12 protein-coding genes are annotated in these 13,114 nt (G+C 56.7%); 4 read left to right on the top strand and 8 right to left on the bottom strand.

Translation table 11 applies throughout. The annotated features are described in order from the left end of the window. Positions 1-405 precede the first annotated feature (405 nt). From prmA to acuI, 8 genes are all read right to left on the bottom strand, one after another. Positions 406-1,287, bottom strand: coding sequence for a 50S ribosomal protein L11 methyltransferase (gene prmA, locus K7R23_RS03685; RefSeq protein WP_012908459.1), 882 nt, complete (start codon positions 1,285-1,287; stop codon positions 406-408). Positions 1,288-1,298: 11 nt separating this feature from the next. Further along, positions 1,299-2,750: a sodium/pantothenate symporter gene (panF, locus tag K7R23_RS03680; protein WP_012908460.1), complete on the bottom strand. Its 1,452-nt coding sequence runs from the start codon at positions 2,748-2,750 to the stop codon at positions 1,299-1,301. Then, entirely contained in the window at positions 2,740-2,982 is a 243-nt protein-coding gene (locus tag K7R23_RS03675) for a YhdT family protein (protein ID WP_012908461.1), read from the bottom strand. Before K7R23_RS03675 ends, panF begins: the two co-directional genes overlap by 11 nt. A gap of 150 nt (positions 2,983-3,132) precedes the next feature. Then, positions 3,133-4,482: an acetyl-CoA carboxylase biotin carboxylase subunit gene (gene accC, locus K7R23_RS03670; RefSeq protein ID WP_012908462.1), complete on the bottom strand. Its 1,350-nt coding sequence runs from the start codon at positions 4,480-4,482 to the stop codon at positions 3,133-3,135. Positions 4,483-4,492: 10 nt separating this feature from the next. Next, complete coding sequence (accB, locus tag K7R23_RS03665; RefSeq protein ID WP_010436174.1) at positions 4,493-4,954, bottom strand: acetyl-CoA carboxylase biotin carboxyl carrier protein; 462 nt, start codon at positions 4,952-4,954, stop codon at positions 4,493-4,495. A 386-nt stretch (positions 4,955-5,340) separates the two neighbouring features. Next, positions 5,341-5,940, bottom strand: a complete 600-nt coding sequence (msrQ, locus tag K7R23_RS03660) for a protein-methionine-sulfoxide reductase heme-binding subunit MsrQ (RefSeq protein WP_012908463.1) — start codon at positions 5,938-5,940, stop codon at positions 5,341-5,343. Next, entirely contained in the window at positions 5,941-6,945 is a 1,005-nt protein-coding gene (msrP, locus tag K7R23_RS03655) for a protein-methionine-sulfoxide reductase catalytic subunit MsrP (protein ID WP_012908464.1), read from the bottom strand. A 105-nt stretch (positions 6,946-7,050) separates the two neighbouring features. Next, positions 7,051-8,025 carry an acrylyl-CoA reductase (NADPH) gene (gene acuI / locus K7R23_RS03650; protein WP_012908465.1) on the bottom strand — a complete coding sequence of 325 codons (975 nt, stop codon included), beginning with the start codon at positions 8,023-8,025 and terminating at the stop codon, positions 7,051-7,053. Between the two features lie 206 nt (positions 8,026-8,231). Here acuI and csrD point away from each other — a divergent pair, with 206 nt between their 5' ends. From csrD to mreD, 4 genes are all read left to right on the top strand, one after another. Then, positions 8,232-10,172, top strand: coding sequence for an RNase E specificity factor CsrD (gene csrD, locus K7R23_RS03645; protein ID WP_012908466.1), 1,941 nt, complete (start codon positions 8,232-8,234; stop codon positions 10,170-10,172). A 306-nt stretch (positions 10,173-10,478) separates the two neighbouring features. Then, positions 10,479-11,522 carry a rod shape-determining protein MreB gene (gene mreB / locus K7R23_RS03640; protein ID WP_000913396.1) on the top strand — a complete coding sequence of 348 codons (1,044 nt, stop codon included), beginning with the start codon at positions 10,479-10,481 and terminating at the stop codon, positions 11,520-11,522. 63 nt (positions 11,523-11,585) lie between these two features. Continuing rightward, a complete protein-coding gene (gene mreC, locus K7R23_RS03635) occupies positions 11,586-12,623 on the top strand; it encodes a rod shape-determining protein MreC (protein WP_012908467.1) in 1,038 nt (345 codons plus the stop codon). Continuing rightward, positions 12,623-13,111, top strand: coding sequence for a rod shape-determining protein MreD (mreD, locus tag K7R23_RS03630; RefSeq protein WP_012908468.1), 489 nt, complete (start codon positions 12,623-12,625; stop codon positions 13,109-13,111). The genes mreC and mreD overlap by 1 nt, the downstream gene beginning before the upstream one ends. Positions 13,112-13,114 lie beyond the last annotated feature (3 nt).

Raw genomic sequence — 13,114 nt, 5'->3', positions numbered from 1 at the left:
CATACTGTGACTGCAAGGCGGCGTATATTACGCATTTTTTGCACGAGATGAAAGGCCAAACTTTAACCAATCCACTGAGGTGGATCAAAGAATCGCCGTTAAAGCCCACCCCTTTGAATAATTAGCTATATAAATCATCCTGTTACAAAAATATGTCGAATTTACGTACGCCTATAAATTTGCGTAACTTCTCATTTTTTCTTCGCTGTGGCCGTCGCTGTCAGGATAATCTGCTGAATTAATCAGCAGAACAGAGGGACATTGTGTGATTGCGATCCCATTTCAAAAGATGAGCGCGCCGAAGCGCCGTTACGCAAACGCGATACGCTTGTGAGGCGGCTGTCCGAAGGGACGGGAGTGTGCGGCAGCTGTAGATATGGCCTGCGAACAGGCCATAAAAAGAGGTTACTGTTTACGGCCGGTAATGCGGCACCACTCCTCTTTTTCGACTACCGGGTCGAGAGTGAAGAGAGCGGCATAAGCTTCGCACACGCTTTCCGCCTGGCTGGCAAGTATGCCGGAAAGGCCCAGCAGGCCGCCTGAAACGGGCAGTACGCTGATTAAAGGCGCCAGCTCGCGTAATGGACCAGCAAGAATATTGGCGACCACCACATCCGCTTTCATCTCCTCTGGCTGATCCTGCGGCAGATAAAGCTCCAGACGCTCAGAAACGCCATTGCGCTTAGCGTTGTCGCGGCTGGCCTGAATCGCCTGCGGGTCGATATCTATCCCGATGGCTTTCGCCGCGCCCAGCTTCAGCGCCGCAATGGCCAGGATACCGGAGCCGCAGCCGAAATCGATGACGGTTTTACCGGTCAAATCGAGGCTATCCAGCCACTCCAGGCACAGTGAGGTAGTCGGATGGGTGCCAGTACCGAACGCCAGACCCGGGTCGAGCATCACGTTGACGGCATTTTCGTCCGGCACGTCACGCCAGCTCGGACAGATCCATAAACGTTCGCCAAAGCGCATTGGGTGGAAGTTATCCATCCACTCGCGCTCCCAGTCTTTATCTTCCAGCTGTTCGATTTTGTGGGCAAAACCGGCGCCGAGCAGCGGATGCTGTTCCAGAATCGCGACCGCCGCTTTCATATCCGTTTCGGCATCGAACAGACCAATCACGTCGGTGTCGCCCCACAGACGGGTTTCGCCCGGCAATGGCTCAAAAACCGGGGTATCGTGGGTGTCCTGGAAGGTGATGGAAACGGCGCCCGCTTCCATCAGCGCATCGCTCAGTTCTTCCGCGTTCGCACCGGTGGTATTCAGTTTCAGTTGGATCCATGGCATGGCAAAACTCTTTATTTATCAGTAGACAATTCGGTGACCTGCGGAGCGGGAGAGCCAAAACGGTTCCCGACCAGAAAGGCCAGCAGGCTTAGCAGTAACGAGGGCACTATCGGATGGAAGCCCAGGTACTGAATATTCAGGGTGGCGAGAATGGCGTACAGGCCCCCGCCGACGATCATTGCGCTCAGCGCTCCGGCAGCATTGGCCCGCTCCCAGTAAAGACCCAGCACCAGCGGCCACAGGAATACCGCTTCTAGGCCGCCGAAGGCCAGCAGGTTCAGCCAGATGATCATCTCTGGCGGCTTCCACGCGGCCAGCAATAACAGCGCGCCGAGGATCAGAGTGATGGTGGCGGACATCCGCTTCAGGCGCGTCTCATTTTGCGTCTGTTCGGGACGAACATTGAGATAGAGATCTTTAATGATCGTAGCGGAACTTTGCAGCAGTTGGGCATTGATCGTCGACATAATCGCCGCCATCGGCGCGGCAAGGAAGATCCCGGCGGCAAACGGCGGCAGCACTTTCACCATCAGCGTTGGGATAACCAGATCCGGCACCTTCAGATCGGGGATCACCGCGCGCCCCAGCGCGCCCGCAAGATGCATGCCGAACATCAGGATCGCCACGACAATGGTGCCGATAATCATCCCCCGGTGTACCGCTTTGCTGTCTTTATAGGAAATACAGCGCACGGCGGTATGCGGCAGACCAATAACGCCGAAGCAGACCAGCACCCAGAAAGAGGTCATGAACGCCGGCGACAGAATGTCATCCGCCCCCTGCGGCGAAATCAGCTTCGGATCGATCGCTTCTAACGTCCTGACGGCATGGCTCAGCCCGCCAGCAGCGTGAACGATGCCGACCAGCAGGACAATCGTGCCGATAAGCATCACCAGCCCCTGCAAGGTGTCGTTGAGCACGCTGGCGCGAAAGCCGCCAAAAGCGGTGTAGAGCGCGATGCTGACGCCGAAAATCAGCAGGCCGGTTTCATAGGGAATACCCGCCGCGGTTTCCAGCAGGCGCGCCCCGCCGATGAACTGGACGGTCATGGCGCCAACGAAGGCGACCAGCAGACTGAGGCTGGCCAGCCACACCAGCAGGCGACTCTGGTAGCGGGCAAACAGCATGTCGTTGAGGGTGACCGCATTATAACGACGCGCCAGAATGGCGAATTTCTTGCCGAGGATCCCCAGCGAGAGCCAGACGGCGGGCAGCTGGATCATCGCCAGCAGCACCCAGCCCAGCCCATATTTATAGGCGGCGCCTGGTCCGCCAATAAAGGAGCTGGCGCTGATGTAGGTGGCCGTCAGCGTCATCGCCAGTACGATCCCGCCCATCGAGCGGCTGCCGAGGAAATATTCATTCAGGAAGGTACCGGCCTGCCGTTTACGCATCGCGTAAACCGAAAGGGCAAACACCACCACCAGATAGGCGACAAGCGGCAGAATGACTTCAGGCTGCATCATCATCCTCCAGCGGAATATCGCGGTAGATAAATTTCACCATCGCCCAGCACAGCAAAATGAAGATCAGCGGCGTCAGCAGGCAGGCCATTTCAAACCAGCGCGGTAACCCGGTAATGCCCGGTGTAACGCCTGGTAAGTAAGCAGTTACTAACCACGCAGCGAGATAAAGAAGGGTCAGCCACAGCGCCCAGCGCGCTTCTTTGTGGGCCTGAACAAAACGATTGTCCATTTTTTGTCCCTTTTGGAGAAAGAAAGCGGGGATTGTACCTTATGGTGTACGACGGAGGGGAAAAAAACAAAAGGCCGGATTTCCGGCCTTTTTGGCATTATCGGCTGGCGGCGAGCGCCAGATCCGATCTGCAAGCGTCAGACGGCAGGATTATTTTTCCTGCAACCCGAGCTTTTTCTCCAGATAGTGGATATTGGTGCCGCCATGCTGGAAATGCTCGTCGTTCATGATGCGGATCTGCAGATCAACGTTGGTTTTAATACCGTCGATGATCAGCTCCTGCAGGGCGTTCTTCATGCGGGCAATCGCCACATCACGGTTTTCGCCGTAGCAGATAAGTTTACCGATCATGGAGTCATAGTACGGCGGTACGGTGTAACCGGCGTAGATATGAGATTCCCAGCGCACGCCAAAGCCGCCCGGCGCGTGGAAACGCGTAATTTTACCCGGGCTTGGCAGGAAGGTGTTCGGGTCTTCGGCGTTGATACGGCATTCAACCGCATGGCCGCGAACCACCACTTCGTCCTGCTTAATGGACAGCGGTTGGCCTGCCGCGATACGCAGCTGTTCTTTGATCAGGTCGACGCCGGTGATCATTTCGGTAACCGGGTGTTCAACCTGAATACGGGTGTTCATTTCAATGAAATAGAACTCGCCGTTTTCGAACAGGAACTCGAAGGTGCCCGCGCCGCGGTAGCCGATATCGACACACGCTTTCGCACAGCGCTCGCCGATGTAGCGACGCAGTTCCGGCGTAATGCCCGGCGCTGGCGCTTCTTCGACGACTTTCTGGTGACGACGCTGCATTGAGCAGTCACGTTCGGCCAGATAAATGGCGTTACCCTGACCGTCCGCCAGCACCTGAATTTCGATGTGGCGCGGGTTTTCAAGGTATTTCTCCATATAAACCATATCATTACTGAACGCGGCTTTCGCTTCCGCTTTGGTCATGGAGATAGACTGCGCCAGCTCGGCGTCGCTGCGCACAACGCGCATACCGCGTCCGCCGCCGCCGCCGGAGGCTTTGATGATCACCGGGTAGCCGATGCGTTTCGCATGGGCGCGGTTAGCGTCCATGTCGTCGGTCAGCGGGCCGTCAGAGCCAGGGACGGTCGGTACGCCCGCTTTCTTCATGGCGGTAATGGCCGACACTTTGTCGCCCATCAGGCGAATAGTGTCAGCTTTCGGGCCGATGAAGATAAAGCCGGAACGTTCAACCTGCTCGGCAAAGTTGGCGTTCTCAGAGAGGAAGCCGTAACCCGGGTGAATCGCCACCGCGCCGGTGATTTCAGCGGCGCTGATGATAGCCGGGATGTTCAGATAGCTTTTTACGGACGGCGCCGGGCCGATACAGACCGTCTCATCCGCCAGCAATACGTGTTTTAAATCGCGATCCGCGCTTGAGTGCACGGCGACAGTCTTGATACCCAGTTCTTTACAGGCACGAAGAATTCGTAGTGCGATCTCGCCGCGGTTGGCGATAACAATTTTATCCAGCATGTTCGCCTCGTTACTCGATGACGACCAGCGGCTCGTCAAATTCTACCGGTTGACCACTTTCGACCAGAATTGCTTTCACGGTACCTGATTTGTCCGCTTCGATCTGGTTCATCATTTTCATGGCTTCAACGATGCACAGGGTATCGCCTACGTTGACTTTCTGACCCACTTCGATGAATGCTTTCGCGTCCGGGCTCGGGGTGCGGTAGAAAGTACCAACCATTGGGGAACGTACGATGTGACCACTGATTTCTGCGGCTGCTGCAGGGGCGGCTTCTGCTGCTGGCGCGACGGCCGCGGAGAGCGCAGGCTGCTGCACTGGCGCAGCGTAAGCTTGCTGCATTACCGGGAAGCTAGCGGCTGGGGCTGCACGACTGATGCGTACAGACTCTTCGCCTTCAGAGATTTCCAGTTCGGAGATGCCTGATTCTTCAACCAGCTCGATCAGTTTTTTAATCTTACGAATATCCATGAGTGGGTTCCGTACTCTTTGTTTAGTGTGATTGTGACAGAGGGGTTACCGCTGTCTGTAAAGCGTGTATTCCGACGGCAACAGCGCGTTTGCCCGTCAGGACGCCGGTATACTTTGCCTCAAAGATGATGATGTTGAGACTTATCGGTTAACATGCTGCGATTTGCGGCAATCCTCCGGCAAAAAACAAAATATACCTTCAAAGCGCAATTGTCACCCTTTCAGCGTCCTAAAACGCCGTTCGGGCAGGCCAGGGTCGCACATTATAACGATTTCGTTGCAATTGGCAGCTAAATACTGGTCTTATCAGGGAAGATAATCAACAGCTAACAGACAAATAACATCTGAATCTCTGCATTTTGCAGGCGACTGCACGGTTCGCGGAATCAGCGCCACCACTGGCGAAACTTCCTGTAACGGCAGGCTAAAAGCGCCAGCGCCAGCAGCGCGTAAATGATGGGTTGCGGCGACAATATTTTTACCGACCACAGGTAATGGACGGGCGCGAGGATCGCCGCAAGATAGACGAAATTATGCAGTTGTTGCCAGCGTTTACCCAGTTTGCGCTGCGCCGCCTGGGTGGAGGTCAGGGTCAGCGCCAGCAGGATAGACCAACTGATGATGGCAGGCGTCAGATACGGGCGAGTGAACAGTTCCCGTCCCAGTAAACTGAGGTGATCGATGCCCAGTTCCAGCAGCGCATAGCTGGTTAAATGCAGCGTCGCCCAGGCGAAACACCATAACCCCAACAGGCGGCGGACGCGTATCAGTAATGGCTGTTTAGCGTAACGCGCCAGCGGCGTGACCAGTAAGGTCGCCAGCAAAAATTTCAGCGCAGTCCTGCCGGTAAAGTGCTGAATATCTTTTACCGGGTCGGCGCTGAGGCCGCCGGTGTTAATCGCCCAACACATCCAGAGGAACGGCAGGATCCCCGCCAGATGCAGAACCACTTTCAGCCAGGTAATCTGTTTTGCCGTCAGTCGCACTTAAAAATTCTCCCGCAGATTCAGGCCGCGATATAAAGACGCCACTTCTTCGCCATAGCCGTTGAACAGCAGCGTGGGCTGGCGCTGAACGTCAAGAATACCGCCCGCGCCGATAACGCGCTCTGTCGCCTGCGACCAGCGCGGGTGATCCACGTGCGGATTCACATTGGCATAAAAGCCGTATTCATCCGGCGCGGAAAGGTTCCATGTGGTCGGCGGTCGTTCGCGGGTGAGCCTGATGCTGACGATCGATTTTATGCCTTTAAAGCCATACTTCCACGGCACCGTCAGCCGGATGGGCGCGCCGTTTTGCGGCGGCAGCGCTTTGCCGTATACGCCGACGGTCAGCAGCGTGAGCGGATGCATCGCTTCGTCAAGACGCAGCCCCTCAACGTAAGGGTATTTTAACCCGCCGCCAATGAAGCGATCTTTTTGTCCCGGCATCTCCTCCGGCGCGTAAAGCGTCTCAAATGCCACATAGCGGGCGTTGCTGGTGGGCTCAACCAGCGCGAGCAGCTTATGCAGAGGAAAGCCGATCCACGGTACTACCATCGACCAGGCCTCAACGCAGCGCATCCCGTAAATGCGCTCTTCTAAAGGAAAACGGGTGGTTAAGGCATCGTGATCCAGGGTCAGGGGCTTTGCCACTTCGCCGCTGATTTTTAAGGTCCAGGGATCGGTCTTCATGCTGCCCGCATTGGCCGCCGGATCGGCTTTATCCAGCCCGAACTCATAAAAGTTGTTGTAGCCGGTGACCTTATCTTCCGGCGTTAAGGGCAGACTGTTTTGCCACGCCTGAGGTTTAGTGAAATCGAGCGGCTTTCCGGCAGGCGCGGGTGGACGATCGTTGCCTTTGAACCAGCTCAGCAAATCGGCGTGGGCCGCCGTAGGCAACGACAGGGCAGCAGCGCTGACGCCCAGCGCTTTCAGCACCTGGCGACGACGCATAAAAAAAGCCGATTCGGCAGTGACATCGGCTTCTGTAAGTGGACGTAATTTCTTCATAACAGACTCCCGGCGTACGCATTACGCGTAGTTACTATGGCAGGAAGGCTGTCAACGCGCTGAGAAATTTCGTTATTTAAATGTAAATTTCTGCTGCGCGGCGGCTTACTTTATTTTTACCAGCGTACGACCCTGCGCCTGGTTATTCATGATCGCATCGGCGAGCTTCGGCGCATCGGCCAGAGGAATCTCCGTGGTGGCCTGCTGGTAGAAAGACTCGGGCAGATCGCGAACCAGACGTTCCCAGGCCTGGGCGCGACGCGCCGCGGGCGTCATTACTGAATCCACCCCCTGCAGACGCACATTGCGCAGGATAAATGGCATAACCGTCGTCGGCAGCGCGAAGCCGCCCGCCAAGCCACAGGCGGCAACGCAGCCGCCGTAATTCATCTGCGCCAGCACTTTCGCCAGCACCTTATCGCCCACGGTATCAATGGCGCCTGCCCACAGCTGTTTTTCCAGCGGACGGGATTCGGCGAACTCATCGCGTCCCAGAATACGGTTTGCGCCAAGCTGTTGCAGATACGCATGGGTGCTTTCACGGCCCGAGACGGCGACAACCTGATAGCCCAGTTTATGCAGCAGAGCGACCGCCGTGCTGCCTACGCCGCCGCTGGCGCCGGTCACGACGATTTCGCCATCTTCAGGGCGGATACCGGCATCTTCCAGCGCCATGACGCACAGCATTGCGGTGAAGCCCGCGGTGCCGATCACCATCGCTTTACGGCTGTCCAGCCCTTTCGGCAGCGCCACCAGCCAGTCCGCTTTTACCCGCGCCTGTTCCGCCAGACCGCCCCAGTGGTTTTCGCCAACGCCCCAGCCGGTGAGCAACACTTCCTGCCCCGCATGAAAACGAGGGTCCTCGCTTGCCCGCACGGTGCCGGCGAAATCGATTCCCGGCACCATCGGAAACTGACGAATGATTTTTCCTTTGCCGGTAATCGCGAGCGCATCTTTGTAGTTCAGACTGGACCAGTGGATATCCACCGTGACGTCGCCTTCCGGCAGCCGACTTTCTTCGATCGTCTTCACGGATGCGAGGGTTTTACCGTCCTGCTGTTCCAAAATCAAAGCCTGCATAACCTGTCCTCAATATTGCGTAGTGGATTGGAAAATGATTCATCAAGACTATACTCGCTAATTGAAACGTGATGCCGATTCAACGCAATAAATTGCCAGAAACAGCTGATTTGGTAGTATGCACTCACTCTTTGCGAAACCAGGCGGATTTTGCGTTCGGTTATGCATTTTCGTGTCACATTTTAACTGTCGGAGTTAACACAAGGATGCGATTAACGACGAAATTCTCAGCTTTTGTAACGCTACTGACCGGGTTAACCATCTTCGTGACCCTTATCGGTTGCTCGCTGAGTTTTTACAACGCTATTCAGTACAAAATGAGCCATCGCGTGCAGGCGGTGGCGACCGCCATCGATACGCATCTTGTTTCGCGCGATTTCCACCGCCTGGCGGTACAAATTAACGAGCTGATGATGTCTGCGGATATCGTGCGTCTCGATCTGCGCCAGGGCAGCAAGTCAATCTATACCCAGACGCGCAACGGCAGCTACCGCCCGATGGGCGCAAGCGATATGTACCGCGAGCTGTCGGTTCCTCTGATGAAGCAGCCGGGAATGACGATGCGCCTGGTTTACCAGGATCCGATGGGCCACTATTTTCATTCGACTATGACCACCGCGCCGCTCACGGTGGCGATCGGCTTCATTATTATTATGCTGTTTCTGGCGGTGCGCTGGCTCCAGCGACAGCTTGCCGGGCAGGAACTGCTGGAGATGCGTTCGACGCGCATACTGAACGGCGAACGCGGGTCGGGCGTGCGGGGAACCGTCTACGAATGGCCGGCGCGCACCAGCAGCGCGCTGGACATGCTGCTCTCTGAAATCCAGAATGCGCAGGAGCAGCGTAGCCGACTCGACACGCTGATTCGTTCTTACGCGGCCCAGGACACCAAAACCGGCCTGAACAACCGGCTCTTTTTTGACAACCAACTGGCGACGCTGCTCGACGATCAGGAAAAGGTCGGCGCGCACGGCGTGGTGATGATGATTCGCCTGCCGGACTTTAACCTGCTGCGCGACAGCTGGGGACGTAACCTCGCCGAAGAAGAACTTTTCAGCCTTATTAATCTGCTCTCCACCTTTATTATGCGTTTCCCGGGCGCGCTGCTGGCGCGTTACCACCGCAGCGATTTTGCCGTTCTGTTGCCGCATCGCACGCTGAAAGAGGCGGAAAGCGTTGCCGGACAGCTGTTAAAAGCGGTGGACGCGCTGCCGTCCAATAAGATGCTCGACCGCGATGATATGTTTCATATCGGCATATGCGCCTGGCGTAGCGGACAGTCGACCGAGCAGGTGATGGAACATGCGGAAGCGGCCACCCGTAACGCCGTATTGCAGGGGGGCAACAGCTGGGCGGTGTACGATGACACGCTGCCGGAAAAAGGGCGCGGCAACGTGCGCTGGCGCACCCTGATTGAACAGATGCTTCGCCGCGGCGGGCCGCGCATTTACCAGAAGCCTGCCGTCACCCGGGAAGGGCGCGTTCACCACCGCGAGCTGATGTGCCGTATCTTTGACGGCAATGAGGAGGTCAGCTCGGCGGAATATATGCCGATGGTATTGCAGTTCGGCCTGTCGGAAGAGTATGACCGCCAGCAGATCGGCCGCGTTATCCCACTGTTAGGCTACTGGCCGGAAGAGAATCTGGCCATTCAGGTGACGGTTGAGTCCCTGATTCGTCCCCGTTTCCAGCGCTGGCTGCGCGATACCTTGATGCAGTGTGAAAAATCGCAACGTAAACGCATAATTATTGAACTTGCAGAGGCGGATGTGGGTCAACACATCAGCCGGCTACAGCCTGTTATTCGTCTGGTCAATGCGCTGGGCGTTCGGGTGGCGGTAACGCAGGCCGGTTTAACGCTGGTGAGCACCAGCTGGATTAAAGAACTCAATGTAGAATTGCTTAAGCTTCATCCGGGGCTGGTGAGGAACATTGAGAAGCGAACGGAGAACCAGCTGCTGGTGCAAAGCCTGGTGGAAGCGTGCTCGGGCACGCATACCCAGGTGTACGCGACGGGGGTCCGATCGCGTGGCGAGTGGCAGACGCTGACAGCGCGCGGCGTCTCTGGCGGGCAGGGAGATTTCTTTGCTTCCTCGCAGCCGCTGGATACTAACGTGAAAAAATATTCTCAAAGATACTCGGTTTGACCTGCCGTTTGTTCAGTTTTCACGTAGAATAACGCGCGCTGTGCCTTCATGGGGGTGTGCTTGTCTGCTCGCCATTGTATCGCAGCACATATGCAGGTGAATGACCTTAAACAGGTTGCAAATTAATGGGGCGAGGATAGCTGCTGAAGAGTCCTGAGGGAATCAGGTAAAGATTTGTAACAGAGGAAACGAACTGCACTAATTTTCACCGTAGCAGATGATTTTTGCGCCTTGTCGCTGCTGCGTGTGGTTGGTAAAGTAAGCGGATTTTGTTTTCCGCCCCAGCTTTCAGGATTATCCCTTAGTATGTTGAAAAAATTTCGTGGCATGTTTTCCAATGACTTGTCCATTGACCTGGGTACCGCGAATACCCTCATTTACGTAAAAGGACAAGGCATCGTATTGAATGAGCCTTCCGTGGTGGCCATTCGTCAGGATCGTGCCGGTTCACCGAAAAGCGTGGCTGCAGTAGGTCATGATGCGAAGCAGATGCTGGGCCGTACGCCGGGCAACATTGCTGCGATTCGCCCAATGAAAGACGGCGTCATCGCCGACTTCTTCGTGACTGAAAAAATGCTCCAGCACTTTATCAAGCAGGTGCACAGCAACAGCTTTATGCGCCCAAGTCCGCGCGTGCTGGTGTGTGTACCGGTTGGCGCAACGCAGGTTGAGCGCCGCGCGATTCGTGAATCCGCTCAGGGCGCAGGCGCCCGTGAAGTGTTCCTGATTGAAGAACCGATGGCTGCCGCTATCGGCGCCGGTCTGCCGGTTTCTGAAGCGACTGGTTCGATGGTGGTCGATATCGGCGGCGGTACGACGGAAGTGGCCGTTATCTCCCTGAACGGCGTGGTCTACTCCTCTTCTGTCCGCATCGGCGGCGACCGCTTCGACGAAGCGATCATCAACTACGTGCGCCGCAACTACGGATCGCTTATCGGTGAAGCGACCGCGGAGCGCATTAAGCATGAAATTGGTTCAGCCTATCCGGGCGACGAAGTGCGCGAAATCGAAGTGCGCGGTCGTAACCTGGCGGAAGGCGTTCCACGCGGCTTTACCCTGAACTCGAACGAAATTCTGGAAGCGTTGCAGGAACCGCTGACCGGTATCGTCAGCGCGGTGATGGTTGCCCTGGAACAGTGCCCGCCGGAGCTGGCGTCTGACATCTCCGAACGCGGTATGGTGCTGACCGGCGGCGGCGCGCTGCTGCGCAACCTTGACCGTCTGTTAATGGAAGAAACCGGTATTCCGGTCGTTGTTGCCGAAGACCCGCTGACCTGTGTGGCGCGTGGCGGCGGTAAGGCGCTGGAGATGATCGACATGCACGGCGGCGACCTGTTCAGCGAAGAGTAATCGGATGCAGGCGGGGGCGCGTCAGGCGGCCCTGCCGGTTCCGATACGAGAATACGCACACTTATGAAGCCAATTTTTAGCCGTGGCCCGTCGCTACAGATTCGCCTTATTCTGGCGGTGCTGGTGGCGCTCGGCGTGATTATCGCCGACAGCCGACTGGGTACGTTCAGCCAGATTCGTACCTACATGGATACCGCTGTCAGCCCTTTCTACTTTATTTCCAATGGTCCCCGTGAACTGCTTGATGGCGTTTCGCAAACGCTGGCGTCGCGCGATCAGCTTGAGCTTGAAAACCGGGCGTTGCGTCAGGAACTGCTGCTGAAAAACAGCGAACTACTGATGCTGGGGCAGTACAAACAGGAGAACGCGCGTCTGCGCGAGCTGCTGGGGTCGCCGCTGCGTCAGGATGAACAAAAGATGGTGACTCAGGTCATCTCGACGGTTAACGATCCTTACAGCGATCAGGTGGTCATCGACAAGGGCAGCGTCAACGGCGTTTACGAAGGCCAGCCGGTGATCAGCGATAAGGGCGTAGTCGGTCAGGTGGTGGCGGTCGCGAAGCTGACCAGCCGCGTGCTGCTGATTTGCGATGCGACGCATGCGCTGCCGATTCAGGTGCTGCGTAACGATATCCGCGTGATTGCCGCCGGTAACGGCTGCACTGACGATCTCCAGCTGGAACACCTGCCTGCGAATACCGATATCCGCGTCGGCGATGTGCTGGTGACTTCGGGGCTGGGCGGACGTTTTCCGGAAGGGTATCCGGTAGCGGTCGTCTCTTCCGTTAAGCTCGACACTCAGCGTGCGTATACGGTGATTCAGGCGCGTCCTACCGCCGGTTTGCAGCGTCTTCGCTATCTGCTGCTGCTGTGGGGCGCCGATCGTAACGGCGCCAATCCGATGACGCCGGAAGATGTCCATCGCGTGGCGAATGAGCGTCTGTTGCAGATGATGCCGCAGGTGCTGCCGTCGCCGGACATGATGGGGCCGCCGGCCCCGGTGCCTGCGCCGGCCACCGGTATCACCACGTCGCCTGCTGCGCCGCAGCCGTCAGCGGCGGGGGCGACGCCGTCTCAACCACGCGCGCCGGGAGGGCAGTAGTGGCAAGCTATCGTAGCCAGGGGCGTTGGGTTATCTGGCTCTCATTTTTCATCGCGCTGTTGCTGCAAATCATGCCCTGGCCGGAGGAGATCATCGTCTTTCGGCCAAACTGGGTGCTGCTTATCTTACTGTACTGGATCCTCGCCCTGCCGCATCGCGTAAATGTGGGCACGGGTTTTATGATGGGTGCCATACTGGATCTGATTAGCGGCTCCACGCTCGGCGTGCGGGCGCTGTCGATGAGCATCATCGCTTATCTGGTCGCGCTGAAATACCAGCTGTTCCGCAATCTGGCCCTCTGGCAACAGGCGCTGGTCGTTATATTGCTTTCGCTGGCGGTGGATATTATTGTTTTCTGGTCCGAGTTTTTAGTGATCAACGTCGCTTTCAGACCTGAAGTGTTCTGGAGTAGTGTCATTAACGGCGTGCTCTGGCCCTGGCTTTTCCTGCTGATGCGTAAAGTCCGCCAGCAGTTTGCGGTGCAATAAAGG

The sequence above is a fragment of the Citrobacter rodentium NBRC 105723 = DSM 16636 genome (assembly GCF_021278985.1).
Taxonomy (GTDB): Bacteria; Pseudomonadota; Gammaproteobacteria; order Enterobacterales; family Enterobacteriaceae; genus Citrobacter_A; species Citrobacter_A rodentium.
This window is presented reverse-complemented; position numbering and strand designations above follow the sequence as displayed.